The following is a 20,339-nucleotide window of genomic DNA, read 5'->3' on the forward strand; positions in this document are numbered from 1 at the left end:
TATTAGAACAAGAAGAATATCTTCTTCTTCAAATCTATTGTAAGTACACCATTCTTATAAGTATAATTAATTTCTTTAGGTTTAAATCCTATTGGAATGGTGCAAAACATGCATTTTTCATTTTCAATACTGGTAGCGTAAACGTGTAGTTTCTTCGACCTAACAATAATTCTTAATGAATCTTCCTCTATAGGGCCAGTAAACACGAGAATTCTCATCTTCCTAAATCCTTTCTCTACAATCTCGCAAGGCATTACATCAGTCCACTGTAACGATGGGCCCTGAGACTGCATCGAAACTATTCCCCTGTGTAAAATAATTGTATTTAAAACACTAAAATACTTTTCATTGACCAAATACACCCGGTTGTTCAGCGGTTATAAAGGTCAGTTTATAAATACCTCTAGTTATAATAGGGACAAAACAGGGAATAGAAGGCAATAGTATTGGCTGGAGGATGCATGGGTGTGAAGAAGGAAACCGATTTAATATACATGGACTTCATTGATATAACAGATTCTTATCTCGGCGATCTAATAGAAGATGTTGTCACGAGATTCTATAGCGAGCTAGATCTATCAGATGAATATGGTGAACTACTTGAATTCATAAGCAGTAAAATGATTGAGGGCTTGTTTGGGAAAGAATCAACACCTGACCCATCAGCTTATGAGAGTAAGCTAAGGAGACTTGTTGGTAGGAGCAATAGAACGAAGTTAATGAATGTCATAAGTTATCTAATAAGCCAGTACATTTCCTCTACTAGGGAAGAAAACGAGTAATTTTGTATAATCTTTATCTCGCCTGTTATATCATTACTCGGAGTGTATTTAATTCAATTAATCTCTGGGGGGATGGTGAGAAATACCTTCTTCAAAGAAACGAGGTAGAAGGAAAAAGAAAAAAGAGGAACAGCAAGTAGATGCACAGGCACAGGAAACTGTAGAAGAGAAGAAAACGAAGACAACTAGGAGGAGACGCAGTAGGAAAAGAAAACAAATAGATATTTCAGCACTTGCTATGCAGTATAAAGATCATATTGTCGAGGCTCTTGGTCTCGATTTTCTTGGTCTTGATGAACGTGTTATTGAACGTATTGTTAAAGATCTTATGGATGCTGTTGTAACGTCAACCAGCTATAAACCGTCACTAGATGTTATACTGAAGAGAATAGAGAGGCATAAGAAACAATTGTACAAGATCATAGTCTATAATATGCTTGAAAATATACCAGTGAAAAAAATGTCTATGCAACAACTGGAATTCGTGATTAACTATGGAGAAGAAGTTTTGATACCCTATATTGATGAGCTGTATAAGGTTGCTGTAGCAAATAATAGGGATGACTTAGTTTCAATGCTTCAATATATTTGGGAGAAATATGGTAGACCATCACCTATTGCTTGCCCAAAATGTGGTTTTAGGTCGGTAATGCCTGACTTATCTTGTTTAGTGTGTGGTTATGTAGTTAAAGAGGATTATGTGAGGGAAAAACTTGATTTTGATACGAAGTTCATGGAGTATATAAAGAGTGCAAGTGTTGCCGAGCTAAGAGAAGTACTCGATATAGGATTTGTATTATTATCAGAAACGTGTATCAAAAGCCCCAAGGAAAGAATTGATCCTAGTCGTGAATTCTTCTACCAAATATACTTGAAGCCAAGAGACGTGTCTCTTATTCTTGAAGAAATTTCGAATCGTAAAATACCCGTCTAGTATACTATCCTTCTAGACATGTTTAAAATAGATCTTATTCATCCTAGATAATGAGTCAAAGGCATAATTTCAGTATATATAGCATGATTCTATATAAGGAGTTATAAGAGGAAAATGGTTTCTTGAGGAGAGGGCTATGATAGAGATTAGGGATGTAGTTGAGCTGAAAAGAGCTTTGAACTTCTATAAAGTTGTTATTATCGAGTATTATGATCCTGATGATGAGGTGAGTCGTGAGTTCTCCAAAGCAGTAAAAATGCTTCAAAAACACCTTGATCCCGACGGTATTATACTTCGTGTGTCCACAAAAGAACATCCAGAGCTTGCTAGCGATGTAAAGACTATTCCTTGTCTAAGAGTGTATCTTAATGGTAAACTAGTGTTTGAACAGCAGGGTGGATTTGGTAATAGGGAACTCGATTTAACGGTTCTTAGGAGAAGTATAAGGCATACATTAAGAAGTCTGAATGTAGCATTTAGGATTTAAAAAACAAATTGTATACCAAAATTAGACTTCTAGCTTGTCAAACTTATCTTCTCGCCATAACCTTCTTGCAATTTCAAGGGCTTCCTTGACATTCTCTTCATTAACATCTTCTTCAAGTATACCCAGTATCTCCATTACAAAGGGATTAACGTTCCCTGGGCCCTCGATTAAAGTATCTCTAAGCCTCATGGCTATCTCTTTGAGTTCATCACCAGTATAAAGACCTGCACGATACTCGTGGATAAGGGTTTCAATTGCTGCTAAAAGATATCTGTTCCCCATATAGACATCAAGGTCTTCGTCGATATATTTTGAGAATACTTTCTTTATCTTTGCGACGACATCATCAACTCTCGTCATGCTTTACCACCGTGACAACTCTTATGTTTATACACGTCTCTATCTTTTACCATGTATAGTTTTTGGAGCTTCTCTTAAAGCTGGTTATTCTCTATGATATTTAAGTTGAATACTTGTGCTTCTGGTTAGATGTGGTGGAGCGACTATGCTTTTATATGAGTTAAGCTTATATAGAAGCGGTTTAATCAAAAACCAAAACGGAAGGTGATTGTGGAGCGAAAAAGGAGGTGTTGGAAAACATGGCCCTTTATGGTGTTCCTGTGCTCATACTCAAAGAGGGTACTCAGAGAACCTCTGGTAGAGACGCACTAAGAACAAACATCATGGCTGCCAGAGCTCTCGCTGAAGTACTAAAGACAAGTCTTGGTCCACGTGGACTAGACAAGATGCTTGTAGACAGTTTCGGCGACATCACAGTTACGAATGATGGTGCAGCAATTGTCAAGGAGATGGAGGTACAGCATCCAGCAGCAAAGCTACTAGTAGAAGTAGCTAAGGCTCAGGACGCAGAGGTAGGTGATGGTACAACAACAGCTGTTGTACTAGCCGGTACACTCCTCGAAAAAGCTGAGGAGCTTCTTGACCAGAATATCCACCCAACAATCATAATTGAAGGATATGTAAAGGCTATGAGAGAAGCGTTAAAGATAATTGATGAAATCAGCATTAAAGTCAATCCTGAAGACAGAACCGTTCTAAGGAAGGTAGTAGATACAGCTGTTTCAAGCAAGTACATTGGAAGTGGTGCTATTGAGGATAAACTGGCAAACATGGCTATCGACGCCATATTAACTGTTGCAGAGAAACAACCCGATGGTACATACAAGGTTAGACTAGACGACATAAAGATTGAGAAGAAGAAGGGTGGAAGCTTACTTGATACTCAGCTAGTCTACGGTATCGTTCTTGACAAAGAAGTTGTCCACCCTGGCATGCCTAGGAGAGTTGAGAAAGCCAAGATTGCACTGCTAGACGCACCACTAGAAGTAGAGAAACCAGAGATCACCGCAAAGATCAACATCACCAGCCCAGACTTGATAAAGAAGTTCCTAGATGAAGAAGCCAAGATACTCAAGGACATGGTTGAGAAGATTGCTGGTGTTGGTGCTAATGTTGTGATTTGTCAGAAGGGTATTGATGAGGTTGCTCAGCACTTCCTAGCCAAGAAGGGCATACTAGCAGTAAGAAGAGTAAAGAGATCAGACATGGAGAAACTAGAAAGAGCAACAGGAGGAAAGATAGTCTCCAGCGTAAGAGACCTCAAACCAGAAGACCTTGGTTATGCTGAGCTTGTTGAAGAGAGACGTGTAGGCAACGACAAAATGGTGTTCATTGAGGGCTGCAAGAACCCCAAGGCAGTAACAATTCTACTAAGAGGAGCAAACGACATGGTTCTAGATGAGGTTGAGAGAAGCCTCCAGGATGCACTACATGTACTAAGGAACGTGCTTAGAGAGCCAAAGATACTACCTGGTGGCGGTGCACCAGAAGTAGAGCTTGCTATGAGGCTAAGAGAGTTTGCCCAGAAAGTAGGTGGTAAAGAACAGCTAGCTATTGAGGCATTCGCTAATGCTATCGAGGAGATACCAATGATACTAGCTGAAACAGCAGGTCTAGACCCACTCGAGACACTCATGAAGCTAAGGCAGTTACACAGTGAAGGAAAGATCAATGCTGGCATCAACGTACTTGAATCAAAAGTAGAGGAAGACATGATCAAGATCAATGTTGTCGAGCCAGCAATAGTCAAGAAACAAGTACTAAAGAGCGCTACAGAGGCAGCAACAACAATACTAAAGATCGACGACATAATCGCTGCATCACCACTCAAGAAAGAGAAAGAAAAGAAAGGCGAAGAAGAAACTCCAGGCAAGTTCAAGTTTTAATGAAATAAAATAGTGTGAACTAGATTAGTTTTTTAAACCTTATATTACATTTCCTTTCTAGTATAGTTTTCTAGGCATGGAGAGATGCAAGGTGTTTTAATACATGAGCGGTCGCGAAGAAACAATAATAGGGCCTCCAAAGCTTACACGATTCGAGATCGCTAGAATAGTTGGTGCGAGAGCGCTACAGTTATCACTCGGAGCACCCCCTTTAGTAGACGTGTCTAAAGCTCCTGCGAGGGATCCTGTAGCAATAGCTTTAGTAGAGCTTGAAGAGGGTGTATTACCTATAACGATACACAGGATGAGATCAGATGGCTCAAGCCGACGTGTACCCCTCAGAAAGCTACTCCCGGGATCTAGAGAGTTTATACGCCGTACTCTCAAGAGCTGGAATCTATATTAGAGAATCAAGAACCTATATGTCTTCTAAAGGCAACGTGATTATTGATTTTATTATAGACAAGCCTTGTGATGATACATTATTTGAAAAAGTATACAGAGAGTTATCGAAGAGAAAATTTATCGTGTTTCAATTCGTTACTGCTGAAGGCCCTGTCCTTCGTGTGACTAGATACGAGGAAAAAAGTGATCTCTTGAAGAAGATGATATTATTAGGGTTAACACTTGTAACAGTATGGCTTACTGGATACTGGCTTACACTAGGCTTTGTTGAACTCAAGAGAGTTCTTGGTTATAGTACGGCCTTAGAAGATCCCTTCATATGGGGTCTCATATATACACTAGCATTCTTAGGAGTACTTGCAATGCATGAGTATGGGCATATTATTGTTTCGAAGAGATACGCTGTGCCGATAGCGGGACCCTACTTTATACCTGCTCCACCGGCTCAGCTAGGATTCATTGGTACACTAGGCTCGGTAATTAGTATGAAAAACCTGCCGCCAAGTAGAAGAAGTCTTATACTCTTGGGGCTATCGGGACCCATAGCAGGGTTCATAGGAGCAATTGTTATCTCCTGGATAGGGATAACGTTATCTATCACCATGCCTGTTGATAAAGCTATGCAGTTATTTGAAGAAGGGGAAATTACTGCATTTCCATATATGCCCTTGATAATGGTCTTAATGATGTTGTTTACTAGTGTTAAAGAGGGATATGTACTAGTACTTCATCCACTTGCATTTGCTGGATTTATAGTGTTTATTGTGACATTTCTTAACCTTATGCCGATAGGGCAACTTGATGGAGGCCATGTAATTAGGGGGTTTTCTTCACCTAAAACTCATGAGCTAGCTGGATACATAGTAATAATGTTGTTGATTATTGCGGGTATTTTAACATTCAATATTGGTGGGTACGCCTATTTATTCATGGCGGGTATCTTGCTGGTACTCAAAATAGTGGTTGGCTCGAAACCCCATCCGGGCCCTGCCAACATGCTTTCAAATATAAGTAAAAAGGACTATGCTTTATTGCTTCTATATGTACTATTAGTAGTATTGACGCTACCTCTGCCTATAGCAGGTTGGTGAACATAAAGCTATGTCAAAAACACGTTTTGCAGCAACACTATTAGATTACTTAAGAAAAGCGCAGGAGAGTAAGATAGAGAAAGAGAAAACAGTATATCGTCAAGCTATTGTAAAACGAGTTAGTATACTCGATTTGAAGGGCAATATTGTTGTTATCGCGGAGAAACCCAAGGCTGCCAAGAAAATCTATGAAGCACTATCATACCTGGGCTATGGAAAGGTCTATAGGTACAGTAATATACCGTACTGGGTTATCAAAAAAGGAGTACTTACAATAACGATAACGCCTGCGGCAGGTCATTTATTTGGATTAGATACCGATGAAAGAGGATACCCTGTATTCACATATGTATGGAAACCACTTTACATGATTGAAAAGGATGCATCACATACAAGGAAGTTTATTGAATTATTAAGGAAGATTTGTAGCAACGGAGACTACTACATCAATGCTTGCGACTACGACATAGAGGGATCGGTAATAGGTTTCATGGTGATAAAAAACTTCGGTGATGTAAATAAATGCTATAGAGCAAAATTCTCTAGTCTAACAAAAACAGAGCTAAGACAAGCATTCAACAATCTTACTAGTCTCGACTGGAATATGGTTGAAGCAGGTTTATGCCGCCATGAACTTGACTGGATATGGGGTATTAATGTTAGTAGAGCACTGATGGATAGTGTGTATAGTGTTTCGGGGAAAAGAATAGTTCTTAGTGCTGGACGCGTACAGACGCCGACGTTAAGATATGTTGTCGAAAACAATATTGCTAGAAACTTGTTCATACCATTACCACAATACACTATATCTGTATCAATACTTGTTGGCGATATGAAGTATCAACTGGAATACAAAGGCCCTCTTATTGAGACTAGGAGGCAAGCCGAGTATATACGAGACAAACTAAGAGAGTCAAGAGTACTTGTTGTAGAGGATTATAGGGAAGATGTAAGAAAACTTAACCCACCTCCCCCATTCAACCTTGGTGACCTCCAAGAAGAAGCGGCAAAGATCTATAAGTTTAGTCCATATAAAACACAATCTATAGCAGAGAAACTATATCTTAGTGCATACATAAGCTACCCGAGGACAAACAGCCAAAAACTTCCTCCAACACTAGATTATAGAGGCATACTTGATAATCTTGCAAAAATTTATCAATACAATGCTCTTGTGAAAACGCTCTTGCAGGAGACACGTGGTGTATTAAAACCCGTCCAGGGACCCAAGGAGGACCCGGCTCATCCAGCAATATATCCCACCGGTATAATACCCCAAAAATTGAGTTCTGATGAACAGAAGATATATGATTTGATCGTCAGGAGGTTCTTAGCGGTTTTTGCACCACCTGCAAGAATAGCTCATAAAACTATTGTCTTGAAGCCTCTGACGATCAATGGTAATATAAGTTTTCAATTAACTGGCCAAAAAATAGTGTATTTAGGATGGCTAAGATACTATTACTTCCATAAACCATCTGAACAAGGGGCTCCTACACTTGAAGTCGGCGAAAAAGTGAGAATACTATCAGTCTCTATAAGAAGAGTCTTCACAAAACCTCCTGAGAAGCTATCGCGTATTAAGATCCTTAGATGGATGGAGTCTAATAATATTGGTACTGAGGCGACTAGAGCACGAATAATAGAGTTGTTGTTCAAACGAAAATATCTCAAGAGCACGGGTGGTGCAACGGAAGCAACAAGTCTTGGACAAGGTGTTATAGAGGTTTTGACGGAGTACTTCAGTGAGTTAACAAGTGTAGAGCTTACCAGGAAGTTCGAGAACTACTTAGAAGAAATAAGGATTATGAAGCGTAGAAGAGAGGAGGTAATAAATGAAGCTAAGAAGACTCTTTTGGAACTACTTAGGAGATTTGATGAAAAGAAGAAAGAAGTCGGTCTAAAACTTGCTTGGAGACTAGGTATAATGGATCCTCCGGAGAAATGTTTGTTGTGTAATAGGGAAGTGTATAGAGAAAACCTTTGTATATATCATTTTAAGGCGCTTGAGGCGCTCAAGGAGATGTATAGTGAATGGAGGAGACGTGAGGGAGTCAACTGGGAACAGTACGTTAGGGAACTAGCTAAACTTAAATCAACCGGTAAGTGGGTTCGCGAAGTAATTAAAGAGATTATAATGAGAAAAATTTGATCACTTGTTTATCCAAAGAGTGTAATAGCCTATATAGGGTATTTTTAGTACTGTGTTATCCCCTATTTCAACGACTTTTCCCTTCACTTTATCATAAGGGACGCCCGGCTCATAATACGGATCTATGACAAAATTGTTGTCTCCTTTCGTTACATAGTATGTTTTTCCGTTTTGATGGATCACCTTAATTACTCTATGTATGATGTACTTGCCTCTATACTCGTAAACAATTACGTCTCCAACATGAATGTCTTCTGGGGAAACTTTTTTAATAAATACTATATCGCCTTCTCTTAATAGAGGAAACATGCTTTTTCCTTCAACAACAGCTATTGGGACATCGGTTCCTGTTACCGCTGGTAATATGATAAACCTGGTAGCGAGTATGATGATTACTATTGCTATAAAAAACATGTACTCTAAGTGTTTCTTCTTTAACAATGTAGCTTATACACCCTTGTTATATTTCTTCTTCATCAAGTTCATCAAGATCGCTTAAATCGAGCTCGATGATTTTTGGTGGGCGTTTTTCTTCTTCCTCTTCTTTGATCTCCTTACCGCCTACTTCGATACTGGACCCGCCTACTTTGATCTTACTGACTACACCCCTCCATTTATGTCCGCATTTTGGGCACTCGAAGCTACCCATTATGGTAATTGTTATTCTGCCTTTCCTATCAGGTATTGGTGCAACTAATTGCCATGTCTTAACGGGTTCTTCTACTTCGGTACCGCACCTAGGACAGGTAATCTTCTTTTTCCTAGGCAACATCAACACCGTTTCTCTATTTTAACTAGACAATAGTGTATGGTATTGTATGATATAAACTCTTCCTCTATGACAACAATGTAGAGTAGTACCATACAATCATAGACAACATGATTTCAACTACTATGATGTGTATGATATCACTAAGCCTAGTATTTAGATACTTTTGTAGCAAAGAGTGCTTGATCGCTACCAGTGACGTAATCCATAGAGCTAGGACAAGTATTGAAAAAATAAGGCAAAGCCCCTGGTAAAATTGGTACAGCGTATAGAATGGTGGTAAAAGCAAGCCATAAATAAATGCGGAGTATAGAGGACGGCTCTTCATATTCTTGGTAAGAAAGATATAGAGCAAAGGATAAGCTAGCATGAACACGGCTATTAATGCTAACGAGATTTTATGTAATGATTCAGCACCATTAATACTCATATACATCCTCCGCTCTCTACTAGGGTTAGGTGAAGTATATGCAGTACGTACATGTGCTTGTTGCGGACGAGATGTTCCGTATAAAAGATGTTCGCGCCCGGCAAATATTAGATTCACGTGGAAACCCGACGGTACAGGTCATAGTAGCTACAGAAGGTGGAGGAGTAGGTATCGCGGCAGCACCATCAGGCGCCTCAACAGGGACCCACGAGGCTGTAGAAGTTCGTGACGGTGGAAAAGATTATCATGGTAAAGGCGTCTCTAAAGCTGTCTACAATGTTAACAATGTGATAGCTCCAGCCATTAAGGGCATGGATAGTAGGAGACAGAGAAGTATAGACAGAAAAATGATAAACCTTGATGGAACCCCCAATAAGAGTAAACTGGGAGGAAACGCTATTGTTGCAACAAGTCTAGCTGTAGCTAAAGCGGCTGCATCAACCTATGATATGCCTTTATACATGTATCTTGGTGGAGCTAGTGCTAGAACATTACCTGTACCGCTAATGAACATTATCAATGGAGGTGTTCACGCAGGTAACAAGCTTGATTTCCAGGAATTCATGATAGTCCCAGCAGGCTTCAGCAGTTTCTCTGAAGCAATAAAAGCAGCTGTAGAGACATACCATGAGTTAAAGAAGCTCTTGAAGGAAAAGTATGGTTTACTGGCAATAAATGTTGGCGATGAGGGCGGTTTCGCGCCGCCAATGGAGAATATACGTGAAGCACTAGACGCCCTAATCAACGCCATAAAGGCTGCTGGATACAGTCCTGGAACAGACATAGCACTAGCTCTAGACGTTGCTTCAAGCCAGTTCTATGACGAGAAAGAAAAAGTGTACGTACTAGAGGGCAAGAAGTATACGTGGAACGAGCTACTCGACCTATACAAAGCTCTTGTAGACGAGTATCCTATAGTCAGTATCGAAGACCCATTCTATGAGGAGGACTTCGAGGCATTCAAAGAGATCACAAAAGAGCTAGGTAATAAGATATTGATTGTAGGAGACGACTTGTTTACAACAAACCCTGCTAGACTCAGAAAAGGAGTAGAAATAGGTGCAGCCAACGCTATTCTAGTTAAAGTGAACCAGGTTGGTACACTCACCGAGACAATGGATGTAATTGAGATAGCGAGACAAAGCAGCTACAAGGCAATAATAAGTCACAGAAGTGGAGAGACAGAAGATACGACCATAGCAGATCTTGCTGTAGCTTTCGGAACAGGGTTGATAAAAACAGGAGCACCTGCTAGAGGAGAAAGAACAGCCAAGTACAACAGATTACTGGCTATAGAAGAAGAACTCGATGACCCGTTCTATCCAGGGTTTACAGTATTTCCAAGGAAACCAAAGTAGGCTCTTTACACATTAAAAACATTGTCTTTTTAACACATCATGTTTTATGTATTGGAATGTTAGGGTAAGACTATACCAACTATTATTAGCGATACTGCTAGGAATACTATGAATTTCAGGAACTCGCTAGGAGTCATCTTGGGTAGCTGCTTTATGATATTCACTAAGAACCATACAGCAAACCCTAGTCCAATACCTAATAGTATCAGAATACCAGCTAACACGAAGGCAGTACCTATTCCTTGTGCTCCACCAAATATGCTTCCTATCGCTGATAAGGCGTTACTCAAAGACTCGAGTCCCATTATTTTCCACCTCATTGGATTAGTGTGTTTTGAGAAGAGTAGATAAAACCCAGGATACATAACACTATATGGGTGTGATGAGGGTTAAAAGCGTGGTAGCCCGGTCCTCTTAGGCCGGGGCGATGCCAGGAACCAGGCTGCTGATTTAACCTCGCACCATAATACTGTATCTTTGCTAATGATGTGTCTCTTCTTTTATAAAGCTAGTATTGTCGAGCTACTGGTTAGAACCTATGCATGAGGGGTCTCCGGGATGGGTATATCTATAAACTTTGTTGAAAAATACCTTGGTAAACATGTTAAAGATCCCTATGGCAGGATCCTAGGCACGCTCATAAGCTTCTTCAGCGATGCAGATGGTAATGTTGATGCTGTAGAGGTTTGTCTAGGCGAGAAGAACTATCTCCAAGTACCAATTGAGCAAGTCAGGTTTGTACAGGATAGCATTATACTGATACCCGACTGGCAGTTTGAAGCCGAGAAGATAGTTAAGAGACTAGAGATCCTTAGGAAGAGGCTCTATGCCCTAGAAGACCTTTATGCTAAGAAAGAGATTCCAAGACACTCATATGAGCTATTCAAGAAGAAACTTGAAGACGAATTTGTAAAGGCAAAAGAGGACGCCAAGAAGGTCAAAGAGATGCTCAGAAAGAAAGTTGCCGAACTAGAGGATACCATAGTAGAATTAGATAAAGCATTTACATCAGTAAAGATGAGCTACATAGCAGGAGAAATATCCGACAAGACATACAAAGCTGTGGCTGACCAGATAAGAAAGTACCTAGAATACGCGATTCATGAGAAAGAGGATGTGAAGAGATTCATTGACAAGATGGAGGGTCTTGAGACACAGCCTCTACCTATACAGACTGTGAACACTGAGGAAGAGGAAGAGGAGAAGGATAACATACCTAGTCAAGAACAGCCTATGCCTGTAGTAGTTATTGACTCAACATAACATGGTTTTATTAATGTATTATCCTGGTAATACTAAACATAATGTGTTTTAAACCTTATTCATTGTGATTATGTATATGAACATGTATATGAGGTGGATTAAGTGAGTATCTCTGCTGGCTATGGGTCAGGGGGGCCGCTGAGCTGGTTTGGGTGGTTCACCAGGCTATTTAGTTCAAGAAAAGACGAGAGATCGCCAGCTATACTAAAAACACTTCACATCATAGCCAAGGTGCTTGAGGAAATAGAGATTACGAGAAGAAGAATGGAAGATCGTTACAATGATCTAGCAAAGAAGGCTAAAGAAGCAGCACTTAAGGGTGATCGCGATCATCACAAGATACTGCTTATAGAAATGGATGAAGTAGGCAAGCTTATTGCATTAATGGAGCACGCTAAGAAGAGTGTGTATCAGATCCAGCTACGTCTTGAGACAATGCTTGAGATGGGCAACACGTTCGACCAGCTACCAGAAATAATGAACGTAATAAGCAACCTAAAGCCGATGCTTGCTAAAGTAACGCCCGAGCTCATGGAGAAAATGGCTGAACTAGAGAAAGAAGTATCAAGCATAATGGCCTCAACAACAATCCCGCCAATATATGGTAAAGTTAAGCCCAAGAATGTTGACGTGGGAACTGATGCAACTGAGGAATTAAAGGATCTCCTACCGCCACAGAACACACCAACGCCCCAAATAATCGGATATGGCGGTAGCTGGTACAAGCAAGAAAATGCAAGAAATACTACGAAAAACAATGTCGGAATCGATGTAGTAAAGAAGTGGTTGTTAGATGAAATCATGCTTACAAACGGCTTCCTAGACATCGAGGCATTCATAAGAAAATATGGCGTCGATAAAACAACAGTACTCAAGGCATTAAATAAACTCTATGAAGAAGGAAAAATAGTCTTCAAGAAATAACTTAACTCCATGATTTTCATTTAAGTTTATACTCACCAATATTATGAGGTGACGTAGTTCTGACAATAAACCCACTGGAAGAGCATGCAAGAAGATACGCCAAAAGAGCAGTTTTAGCTGATAGGAGAGGTGATTATGAAGAAGCATTAAAAAACTATAAGAGAGCTGTAGAGCTATTCAATAAGATAATAAGCCTTTACCCCGATGCACCATTTACTCCACTATACAGGGTGCTAGCTGAAAAATACAGCAAGAGAATAGAGGTTCTCGAAAAACAGTTAAGTGCACTACCTCAAGGAGGACGTGACACAGTACCTGGTGATACACACGATTTCAGTATTCTGTACCCTGGTGAGCGGGTAAATATTACATTTAAAGATGTAGTTGGACTAGATCATGTTAAGAATCTTCTAAAGAAAATAGTCATTTATCCTCTACGTAAACCTGAACTCTACCCCTTGGGATGGCCCCGTGGAATACTATTATTCGGCCCCCCAGGCTGTGGCAAAACATACATAACTCTCGCTTTGGCTAATGAGGCAAACGCGGTTCTTATTTCAGTTACAATGGCAGACATTATGTCTAAATGGCTTGGTGTAGCCGAGAAGAATGTTAAAAGACTCTTCAACACAGCCAGGGATATCGCGCTAAAGGGCATACCTGTCATAGTATTTGTAGATGAAGTAGATGGTCTCTTGAGAAGCTATAGCAGTGAAGTAGGTGGAGAAGTCAGAGCTAGAAACCAGTTCCTAATAGAAATGGATGGCTTGATCAGTAAGAGTGATGAAGAACTCCCATTATTCGTAATAGGAGCAACAAATAAGCCTTGGCTTCTTGACCCTGGTTTCATACGTAGATTCCAGAAGAGAGTATACATTCCACCGCCTGACAAAGCTACGAGAAAGAAACTATTCGAATATTACATAAGTAAGCTGATGAGGGTCTACAAACTTGATCCGAGTGTTGACACGGAGAAGCTAGCTGAACTAACTGAAGGATATTCAAGTTTCGACATAAAGCAGATAGTGACTGAAGTACAGAATAATGTAGCCGGAGAAATCCTAGAGAAAGCGGGTACAGGAGAAACACTTGCTCCAAGACCTATAACCATGAGTGACTTCGTCAAAGTAATACAATTGGTTAAACCAAGTATTGATAGAAAACAGCTGGCAATGATAATGGAATGGAGTAAAGCATATATGTCGATATAAACCGGAGACCCCGATGATTATCTTGTGTGCGGGGGCTATGAAGAAAGTCATGCCTATAGATTTGATGACTTAACCCCTGGGGTAGCGGAGTCCCCGCACACAAGTTCCCTTATGCTGTTTTCTAAAAACGACTGTTCTTCAAGACCACTCAATAGTATTCCATAAAGACCTTTCATCTTACCATATATGTTCTTATGAAAAATCGTTCTTACACGGCAGTCCCTCTTAAACAACACTATATATCCCGAATATGGTATTGGCGGATTAAGTGCGTCAACAATACTGTTCACTGCATTGATATATTGTTCTATAAGTTCATCTCTTCTTTTCATAATATAATTGAAGTTTTCTACAAAGAATCCTAGTATATCTAGATCGGTGCTCAATAGAAATTCTTCACGTACTTGGATATGATAGTCACTACAGACAATTGTAGCAGATAGATCGTCAACAGGAACTATTTTACGTAAAATAAAGACTATGTAGTCGCCTTTAAGTAATCTACGTGAAAACGTCATTGAATCTATTACTATCTCAGAGCCATTATCCTCTAGCATATCCAGTAAATTTGTTCCAAGAATACTTGGAATAGAGATGACTATAGCACGGCCGTTACTATTTTTCCGGCTTTTCCATTCAGGTGGATAGTATATTTTCTCGTTGATACGTTTGTCAACAATATTGATATCAGCATGTAGTATAGTGATTTCTTTAAAGAAACTAGCTATGGACATCGTTCCCGGCCAGTTCGATTCAGGCATCACCACATTCTTTTTGTTTATTCTCGAGAATACGGTATAATATGCATGAAACGGTGTTTTAAGCAGTACACAATTCTTTAATCCTGTTTTATCTTCGAAAAAACCTTCTATGTCAGCTCTCCTACAATGTTTTTGTGTATTATAGCTTGGTTTCCGTATAGTAAAACACTCTTCATCGACAAAACGTGTTAGTTCGAAATTAATTTTCTGTATTTCTTCCTGGGAAGCATATCTTTTTAGAAGATTATATAAAAACGAGAAATCATGTACAATCGCTATAGTTTTTGACCGCTCGGCTCTTACTGAATGTTTTTTGTATAACTCTATTCTTTTTCCTTCTAGAATGATAAACGGTCCTGGTAAATGCTTTATGTTTATGGTATCTCCGTTAAATACAAGCACTACATATCGGTAACTCTTCTTCCATGGAAAACGAGCGAGAACAATGGTTTTTTCTAAATTATTTGTCTTACCTAATAGTTGTATTAAATCATCAAGATCTTTATAATCGGTAACTATGGCTATTTCATGAAACTTGTTAAGGATAAAGAGTAACTTGTTTTTGGCATCAATATTTCTTGTCAAAAATATTATTGGATAAAGGGGTTCCTCATGAGAGAATATATTATCTTCATGGTCTTGATCGGGGATAGTATTTATTGACTTGAGAACACCTTTTTTTAATTCTAGTATTTTGCCTAAGTAGTGAAGAATACTGTTTTCTATTGAACCAATTAATAAAGCTCCTTTATATTTCCCATAGATCATTTTCCAGTATATGAGCTCAGTTAGTAACTCAATACCATCGAGATAGCTTAGCGAGACAGCCTTGGGGCCCACGAGTTTATTCATGATTCTCTTACCACATTCTTTGTTGGCTGATACCCTGTTTTTGTTCTTTAGCAATTGGTGGTTACCTAAATTATCAAATAACCGTAATAGTGTAACTAATACTTTATAGTGTTGTAATGTAGTAGATATTTCTTGGAGAGATTATTCTGTAGGTGAATATGTGATGGTGAGTCATCCTATAAGAAAGCATGTACTAAATGATATAGAGATCTATGAATATGTTGAGCCAAGGCTGAAGCATCCAGCTTATCTTGTTCTTGGATTACCTGACGCAGGACTTGTTGGTGCTCTTGCTACAAAGTACCTGACTACTAAAATCGAGACAAAAATGTTTGCCGAAATAGATTCGTCAAAATACTTCCAGCCAGTATCGGTTATACATAACGCGTCTCCTATGAGCCCCTTCCGTATATACATTAACAACGATGGTAATGTCTTAGCCTTGGTTGCTGAAGCTCCATTACCTGTACCCTCGGTTTATCCTGTAGCGAAGACAATTGTCGAATATGCGAGTCTCCTAGGTGTTGACTATATTATATCATTGTCGGGAATAGCTGCACCAAATAGACTGGAAATAGAGAAACCGAAAGCATATTGGATTGCAACAACGGATGATGCGGCGGAACTTATGAAGAAAACCGGGCTTGAAACACTGAATGAAGGTTTTGTCGTAGGTCCTTATGCGGTTATCTTAAAAGAAGCTAAAAGGAAAGGCTTGAGGAACATAGCAATATTTGTTGAGTCATTTCTTGATTTCCCTGATCCCGAGGCCTCAGCTGAGGCTCTCAAAGCATTATCGTCTATAACAGGGGTTACTATTGATGTAAGTAAGCTTCTTGAAGAAGCTGAGTTAATAAAACTACAGGCAAGAGAGCTAATGAAGCAAACCAAGAAGGCAATGATGCAAATGCAGAAGAATTACGAGATGCAGATGCCGCTCATGTATACATAACGGGGGTGGTACTATGTCTTTTGACGAGCTTTTCGAGAAAGTCAGGAAAGAAATAAAGAAAATGTGGAGAGAATTTGAAGAAGCATTAAGAGAACTAGAAGAAAGGCCTATGTGGGATACCACTGGTAGACTTGAACCTCTTGTATCACGTGAGGAGCGTCATGATAGTTATGTAATCCTTGTTGACTTGCCGTATGCTGATCTAAAATCACTGTCTATCGAGTTTAGAGGTAGGAGAATAAGAGTTGAGTGCAGATTATCTCGTGGAGTAAGATTTGATAGATGGACCGTATCCAGGGAAACAGTGTTCGATAGATATTATACTGAAATAGAATTGCCTGAAGATGCTGATACAAGTAAGGCTGTTATTGAGAAAGATGAGAATAGGAAGATAGTGAGGATAAGGGTTCCTAGGAGACCTCTCTAATCAATTTTCAATTATATTTTAGTGTGGATTTCAACTATATCTCCATCCTCAACAACGTGGTCGAGACCTACACGCTCGCCAGGATATTTAGCTGAAGGACCCCATATCTTTGCATATAAGAATGTTTCAACGAATTTTTTGTGGATAGCCTTAGCTACATCAAGTATTGTCGCACCTTTCTTTAGAATAAGGGGTTTTGGTGACGGTTCACTATTCGGCTGCTTAGTATAGATTCTTATCAGCTCTAGGTTTTGGAAAAGAATCTTTCCAAGTTCCTCAAACCCCTTCTTTAATTTCGCTGATGCTATTATAACTGGTATAATCTTCTTAGTCATTTCGTATATCCTTTTTCCAGAATCAACAGCCTTCTTTAGGTCAAGATCTGCTTTATTGATTATTATAACAGCTGGTTTATACATTTTCGTCTCGAGAATAGCTTGTTCTACCATATCAAGGTCTACTTTTCCATAGATTTTGACGTGTGCATTGTATATCCTGTAGCTTTCAAGAAGTTTCCTTATGTCGTCGGGAGTACAATCAACTAGTTTCCCCATGATAGTGACTCTTATACCTGTTTTACCGCTTCTTTGCCTCTCTATAACAACCCTGCCTTCTGGCTTGTATAACAGTATACCAGACTCCTCAAGCTCTCTCGATAACTCTTTGAATTGTGTGACGGGATCATCGGCGTTATCTAGGACGAGAATTATGGCATCGGCGTTCCTTATTAACCCTATCACTCTTGTATTCCACAGCCATCTCTTTCCAGGAACAAGTGGCGGCGTATCTATTAGCTGGAAGAAAATGTCTTCATAACGATACATACCCGGCACAGGTTCTGTTGTCGAAAACGGGTAATCAGCAATTACTGTACGAGCGCCAGTAAGCATGTTGACAATACTGCTTTTACCAGAATTAGGCATCCCTGTTACAACAACTTGTGCTGCCCCTTCTTTTTCAATGAATATACGTGGCCCTCTTCCTCCTCTTCTTCGCTTCCTTTCCTCAACTTCTTCTCTAAGCTCGGCAAGCCTACGGGTTGCCCATAGTCTAAGATTTGCTGTCCCCTTATGCTTTGGTACAGCTGATAGAAATTCTTCTAAAGCACGTATCTTTTCCTCGGGAGTCTTAGCTTCCATTACTTTTAGCCATTTGGCCCTAGCTTCAGCTGGCAGATTAGTTACCATAGCCGGTCACCATTTGCTCCAGTCCAGAAGGAACGTAGTAGTTTTCCAGTACTATATTTCATTAGATTTTTCGCTTAAATAAAATCAAGAATACTCCTATTCTCCGGTTTAGTTCGTTGTTTCCGCTTCTTGACATACCAATGTGGAGTTATTCTCTCTAGAATACCCCATGTCCGTCTAAGAATAGGGGGCGGGCTATCTTGTTGTAAATAGAGTGTTTTTAACCAACTAATAGTCTTTGGGTCTGTAGGGTATCCTGAGCCAAAGTCTCCATAGATCTTCTTAAATGAATACAGGTTTACATCCCTATAGACTTTAGCGACTATGCTGGCAGCCGATACTTCGGGATAATATACATCAGCCTTTTCTACAAACATAATCTTGGCTTCAGGGAAAATACTCTCAAGCACTGGAATGAACTTCTGGTATCCCTTGACCATATCTACTGTTATGCGTTCTATACGGGTATTCTCTGGAAGTAACCGAGATATCCCACTTAGCATCTCCTTTATTTTCTTGAGAGTAAGCTCATTGAGATTATATTCATCAATCTCGTAAGGGTTCACGTATGTTGTAAGTATAATGAGGGAGTTTTCTATAATGTGTTTTAAAAGAGTGGCTCGTTCTAGAGGAGTTAGGTTTTTACTATCCTTTACTCCTATACGGACCATTTTTTCTAAATTCTCTTTACTAACAACGACACATGCAATAACCATATCTCCAAGTAAAGGACCCCTGCCTGCTTCATCTATTCCTATTACGCAAGATAAATTTTCGCCCATGTCATGAACTCCCTACTATACTCTAATACTTCCTTTAAGGACAAGTGTTTATGCTCTTTGTCTAAATAGGCCTCTATGAGCAAGTATGTGGCATTAGTTTTTCTTAATACCTTAAGTACCTCTCTATAATCTATGATACCTTGTCCTGGTATAATGTGCTCCTTCTTCTTATCGGAGACATCATGGAAATGTATTACATTAATTTTTTCAGCGCCAACAATATTTATGAGATCTTGTAGGAATGATTGAAAGTCACGGTAGTAGTCTTTGTAACTCCTTATATAGGATATGTATGCATGTGCGACATCTAATACTAAACATAGGTTTTCGTCGCTAATTACTTCTGGAAGATCCTGTATATCGCTTGTGAATAAGTTGGATAAATTCTCTATACACAAAAGTGGTAGTGTATCAAGTTTTTCGCGGAGCTTCTCCAAGATCTCCGTGACACTATTCTTAGCAGCCTTTATTGTCTCTCTTCTATTATCTGCTATTGTGAGTTTTTGCATAGTGTTTACATGGAGCACAATATATTCCAGTTTTGTTTCTATAGACAAAACAGCCTCAATGGCATTGATTACCTCGTCTACAGACGCTTTTCTTATTCTCTCCACAGGTGATGCGAGATGGATGTCTCTCCAAGGTGCATGAATAGCTATCCCAATGCCTTCACTTGTTATTTCTTTTATCATCTCTTGAAGAGAATCATTATGCTTATATGGCCAAGGATAATCTATGCTTAGCTCAACATACTTCACACCATAGTCAATGAAGAACGTGATTATTTCACGGAGCCGTTCATGGTTTCTTTCGATTGTGCCAAACCAGAGTGGCAAGCCAATTTTCGGCAATGCCATACTAGTTTTCCTCAATGGCTTTTTCTAGTTCACTTAAGCTCGTATATTTGTCTCCAAGACATACGTGCCTGTTATCGACTGCGTATGATATTATTTTAGAGCCTCCTTTAATGCCTATTAGGTAAAAATATTTTGTATCAAAAACCTCGTCATCCTTCATACTTCTTAGAAAATATACTATTACATCGGGTAATGTATTAACAAATATTCTTAGTACTTGTGCTCCCCAGTCCTTTTGTTCGATGAGCCTGTAGAGTATGACTTTTTTCTCTCTAAGAACATCTCTGGGAAGGCTCTTGCCAACAACTTCAATGGTCTCCTTGATTCCAACAATATATATCCTGTTTATTCTGCTATTTACATGTATTAGAGAGTTTATGAATGCTATGAGTTCTCTTATAGAATCTCTGCTAGTCCCTGGGATTAACAGTAGTCGCTTCTTTTCCGTCATAGTTATCACACCGTGATT

At 39.4% G+C, this 20,339-nt stretch carries 24 protein-coding genes; 13 read left to right on the forward strand and 11 right to left on the reverse strand.

Annotation, left to right across the window (positions count from 1 at the left end):
- Positions 1–2 precede the first annotated feature (2 nt).
- Positions 3–293 (reverse strand): hypothetical protein, encoded by a 291-nt coding sequence (locus J4526_04600; GenBank protein WFO76118.1) that lies wholly within the window; start codon positions 291–293, stop codon positions 3–5.
- Between the two features lie 168 nt (positions 294–461).
- On the opposite strand from J4526_04600, the gene J4526_04605 reads away from it, so the two are divergent.
- The 3 genes from J4526_04605 (at position 462) to J4526_04615 (ending at position 2,203) form a co-directional block, all read left to right on the forward strand.
- Positions 462–782 (forward strand): hypothetical protein, encoded by a 321-nt coding sequence (locus J4526_04605; GenBank protein WFO76119.1) that lies wholly within the window; start codon positions 462–464, stop codon positions 780–782.
- 238 nt (positions 783–1,020) lie between these two features.
- Positions 1,021–1,716, forward strand: coding sequence for a hypothetical protein (locus J4526_04610; protein ID WFO76120.1), 696 nt, complete (start codon positions 1,021–1,023; stop codon positions 1,714–1,716).
- Positions 1,717–1,852: 136 nt separating this feature from the next.
- Positions 1,853–2,203: a thioredoxin gene (locus tag J4526_04615; GenBank protein ID WFO76121.1), complete on the forward strand. Its 351-nt coding sequence runs from the start codon at positions 1,853–1,855 to the stop codon at positions 2,201–2,203.
- Between the two features lie 21 nt (positions 2,204–2,224).
- Here the strand turns inward: J4526_04615 and J4526_04620 are convergent, their stop codons facing one another.
- A complete protein-coding gene (locus J4526_04620; GenBank protein WFO76122.1) occupies positions 2,225–2,563 on the reverse strand; it encodes a hypothetical protein in 339 nt (112 codons plus the stop codon).
- A 239-nt stretch (positions 2,564–2,802) separates the two neighbouring features.
- Here J4526_04620 and J4526_04625 point away from each other — a divergent pair, with 239 nt between their 5' ends.
- From J4526_04625 to J4526_04640, 4 genes are all read left to right on the forward strand, one after another.
- On the forward strand, positions 2,803–4,449 hold the full coding sequence (locus J4526_04625; GenBank protein WFO76123.1) for a TCP-1/cpn60 chaperonin family protein: 1,647 nt from the start codon (positions 2,803–2,805) through the stop codon (positions 4,447–4,449).
- A gap of 103 nt (positions 4,450–4,552) precedes the next feature.
- Positions 4,553–4,855 carry a DNA-directed RNA polymerase subunit K gene (locus tag J4526_04630; protein ID WFO76124.1) on the forward strand — a complete coding sequence of 101 codons (303 nt, stop codon included), beginning with the start codon at positions 4,553–4,555 and terminating at the stop codon, positions 4,853–4,855.
- The gene (locus tag J4526_04635) at positions 4,764–5,945 is read left to right on the forward strand and encodes a site-2 protease family protein (protein ID WFO76125.1); all 1,182 of its coding nucleotides are present in this window, start codon (positions 4,764–4,766) and stop codon (positions 5,943–5,945) included. Before J4526_04630 ends, J4526_04635 begins: the two co-directional genes overlap by 92 nt.
- Positions 5,946–5,955: 10 nt before the next feature.
- Positions 5,956–8,097 carry a DNA topoisomerase I gene (locus J4526_04640; GenBank protein WFO76126.1) on the forward strand — a complete coding sequence of 714 codons (2,142 nt, stop codon included), beginning with the start codon at positions 5,956–5,958 and terminating at the stop codon, positions 8,095–8,097.
- On the opposite strand, the gene J4526_04645 is transcribed toward J4526_04640, so the two are convergent.
- The 3 genes from J4526_04645 to J4526_04655 form a co-directional block, all read right to left on the reverse strand.
- Positions 8,098–8,511: a signal peptidase I gene (locus tag J4526_04645; GenBank protein WFO76330.1), complete on the reverse strand. Its 414-nt coding sequence runs from the start codon at positions 8,509–8,511 to the stop codon at positions 8,098–8,100. It abuts the gene before it with no gap.
- A gap of 46 nt (positions 8,512–8,557) precedes the next feature.
- On the reverse strand, positions 8,558–8,869 hold the full coding sequence (locus J4526_04650) for a chromatin protein Cren7 (GenBank protein WFO76127.1): 312 nt from the start codon (positions 8,867–8,869) through the stop codon (positions 8,558–8,560).
- A 64-nt stretch (positions 8,870–8,933) separates the two neighbouring features.
- Positions 8,934–9,296 (reverse strand): hypothetical protein, encoded by a 363-nt coding sequence (locus J4526_04655; protein ID WFO76128.1) that lies wholly within the window; start codon positions 9,294–9,296, stop codon positions 8,934–8,936.
- Between the two features lie 38 nt (positions 9,297–9,334).
- Here J4526_04655 and eno point away from each other — a divergent pair, with 38 nt between their 5' ends.
- Positions 9,335–10,654 (forward strand): phosphopyruvate hydratase, encoded by a 1,320-nt coding sequence (eno, locus tag J4526_04660; protein ID WFO76129.1) that lies wholly within the window; start codon positions 9,335–9,337, stop codon positions 10,652–10,654.
- Positions 10,655–10,713: 59 nt separating this feature from the next.
- Here eno and J4526_04665 read toward each other — a convergent pair whose 3' ends face one another.
- On the reverse strand, positions 10,714–10,959 hold the full coding sequence (locus J4526_04665) for a hypothetical protein (protein ID WFO76130.1): 246 nt from the start codon (positions 10,957–10,959) through the stop codon (positions 10,714–10,716).
- Between the two features lie 253 nt (positions 10,960–11,212).
- On the opposite strand from J4526_04665, the gene J4526_04670 reads away from it, so the two are divergent.
- The 3 genes from J4526_04670 (at position 11,213) to J4526_04680 (ending at position 14,052) form a co-directional block, all read left to right on the forward strand.
- Positions 11,213–11,917, forward strand: a complete 705-nt coding sequence (locus J4526_04670; protein WFO76131.1) for a CdvA-like protein — start codon at positions 11,213–11,215, stop codon at positions 11,915–11,917.
- Positions 11,918–12,019: 102 nt separating this feature from the next.
- A complete protein-coding gene (locus J4526_04675) occupies positions 12,020–12,841 on the forward strand; it encodes a hypothetical protein (protein WFO76132.1) in 822 nt (273 codons plus the stop codon).
- A 59-nt stretch (positions 12,842–12,900) separates the two neighbouring features.
- On the forward strand, positions 12,901–14,052 hold the full coding sequence (locus J4526_04680) for an AAA family ATPase (GenBank protein ID WFO76331.1): 1,152 nt from the start codon (positions 12,901–12,903) through the stop codon (positions 14,050–14,052).
- Positions 14,053–14,105: 53 nt separating this feature from the next.
- On the opposite strand, the gene J4526_04685 is transcribed toward J4526_04680, so the two are convergent.
- Positions 14,106–15,719, reverse strand: a complete 1,614-nt coding sequence (locus J4526_04685) for a hypothetical protein (protein WFO76133.1) — start codon at positions 15,717–15,719, stop codon at positions 14,106–14,108.
- A 109-nt stretch (positions 15,720–15,828) separates the two neighbouring features.
- Here J4526_04685 and J4526_04690 point away from each other — a divergent pair, with 109 nt between their 5' ends.
- Entirely contained in the window at positions 15,829–16,617 is a 789-nt protein-coding gene (locus tag J4526_04690; GenBank protein ID WFO76134.1) for a proteasome assembly chaperone family protein, read from the forward strand.
- Between the two features lie 13 nt (positions 16,618–16,630).
- Positions 16,631–17,044, forward strand: a complete 414-nt coding sequence (locus J4526_04695) for an Hsp20/alpha crystallin family protein (GenBank protein WFO76135.1) — start codon at positions 16,631–16,633, stop codon at positions 17,042–17,044.
- Positions 17,045–17,055: 11 nt separating this feature from the next.
- Here J4526_04695 and J4526_04700 read toward each other — a convergent pair whose 3' ends face one another.
- From J4526_04700 to J4526_04715, 4 genes are all read right to left on the reverse strand, one after another.
- The gene (locus tag J4526_04700) at positions 17,056–18,231 is read right to left on the reverse strand and encodes a TGS domain-containing protein (GenBank protein ID WFO76136.1); all 1,176 of its coding nucleotides are present in this window, start codon (positions 18,229–18,231) and stop codon (positions 17,056–17,058) included.
- Between the two features lie 74 nt (positions 18,232–18,305).
- The gene (rnhB, locus tag J4526_04705; GenBank protein ID WFO76137.1) at positions 18,306–19,013 is read right to left on the reverse strand and encodes a ribonuclease HII; all 708 of its coding nucleotides are present in this window, start codon (positions 19,011–19,013) and stop codon (positions 18,306–18,308) included.
- Positions 18,989–19,870 carry a sugar phosphate isomerase/epimerase gene (locus J4526_04710; GenBank protein WFO76138.1) on the reverse strand — a complete coding sequence of 294 codons (882 nt, stop codon included), beginning with the start codon at positions 19,868–19,870 and terminating at the stop codon, positions 18,989–18,991. The genes rnhB and J4526_04710 overlap by 25 nt, the downstream gene beginning before the upstream one ends.
- Position 19,871: 1 nt before the next feature.
- Entirely contained in the window at positions 19,872–20,321 is a 450-nt protein-coding gene (locus J4526_04715) for a hypothetical protein (protein WFO76139.1), read from the reverse strand.
- Positions 20,322–20,339 lie beyond the last annotated feature (18 nt).

It is taken from the genome of Desulfurococcaceae archaeon MEX13E-LK6-19 (assembly GCA_029637525.1).
In the GTDB taxonomy this organism is placed as follows: Archaea; Thermoproteota; Thermoprotei_A; order Sulfolobales; family Desulfurococcaceae; genus MEX13ELK6-19.

Bases quoted from the DNA above. Each gene is read 5' to 3' on its own strand.
- J4526_04600 (WFO76118.1), bottom strand. From the start codon at position 293: ATGCAGTCTCAGGGCCCATCGTTACAGTGGACTGATGTAATGCCTTGC.
- J4526_04605 (WFO76119.1), top strand. From the start codon at position 462: ATGGGTGTGAAGAAGGAAACCGATTTAATATACATGGACTTCATTGAT.
- J4526_04610 (WFO76120.1), top strand. From the start codon at position 1,021: ATGCAGTATAAAGATCATATTGTCGAGGCTCTTGGTCTCGATTTTCTT.
- J4526_04615 (WFO76121.1), top strand. From the start codon at position 1,853: ATGATAGAGATTAGGGATGTAGTTGAGCTGAAAAGAGCTTTGAACTTC.
- J4526_04620 (WFO76122.1), bottom strand. From the start codon at position 2,563: ATGACGAGAGTTGATGATGTCGTCGCAAAGATAAAGAAAGTATTCTCA.
- J4526_04625 (WFO76123.1), top strand. From the start codon at position 2,803: ATGGCCCTTTATGGTGTTCCTGTGCTCATACTCAAAGAGGGTACTCAG.
- J4526_04630 (WFO76124.1), top strand. From the start codon at position 4,553: ATGAGCGGTCGCGAAGAAACAATAATAGGGCCTCCAAAGCTTACACGA.
- J4526_04635 (WFO76125.1), top strand. From the start codon at position 4,764: ATGGCTCAAGCCGACGTGTACCCCTCAGAAAGCTACTCCCGGGATCTA.
- J4526_04640 (WFO76126.1), top strand. From the start codon at position 5,956: ATGTCAAAAACACGTTTTGCAGCAACACTATTAGATTACTTAAGAAAA.
- J4526_04645 (WFO76330.1), bottom strand. From the start codon at position 8,511: ATGTTTTTTATAGCAATAGTAATCATCATACTCGCTACCAGGTTTATC.
- J4526_04650 (WFO76127.1), bottom strand. From the start codon at position 8,869: ATGTTGCCTAGGAAAAAGAAGATTACCTGTCCTAGGTGCGGTACCGAA.
- J4526_04655 (WFO76128.1), bottom strand. From the start codon at position 9,296: ATGAGTATTAATGGTGCTGAATCATTACATAAAATCTCGTTAGCATTA.
- eno (WFO76129.1), top strand. From the start codon at position 9,335: ATGCAGTACGTACATGTGCTTGTTGCGGACGAGATGTTCCGTATAAAA.
- J4526_04665 (WFO76130.1), bottom strand. From the start codon at position 10,959: ATGGGACTCGAGTCTTTGAGTAACGCCTTATCAGCGATAGGAAGCATA.
- J4526_04670 (WFO76131.1), top strand. From the start codon at position 11,213: ATGGGTATATCTATAAACTTTGTTGAAAAATACCTTGGTAAACATGTT.
- J4526_04690 (WFO76134.1), top strand. From the start codon at position 15,829: ATGGTGAGTCATCCTATAAGAAAGCATGTACTAAATGATATAGAGATC.
- J4526_04695 (WFO76135.1), top strand. From the start codon at position 16,631: ATGTCTTTTGACGAGCTTTTCGAGAAAGTCAGGAAAGAAATAAAGAAA.
- J4526_04700 (WFO76136.1), bottom strand. From the start codon at position 18,231: ATGGTAACTAATCTGCCAGCTGAAGCTAGGGCCAAATGGCTAAAAGTA.
- rnhB (WFO76137.1), bottom strand. From the start codon at position 19,013: ATGGGCGAAAATTTATCTTGCGTAATAGGAATAGATGAAGCAGGCAGG.
- J4526_04710 (WFO76138.1), bottom strand. From the start codon at position 19,870: ATGGCATTGCCGAAAATTGGCTTGCCACTCTGGTTTGGCACAATCGAA.
- J4526_04715 (WFO76139.1), bottom strand. From the start codon at position 20,321: ATGACGGAAAAGAAGCGACTACTGTTAATCCCAGGGACTAGCAGAGAT.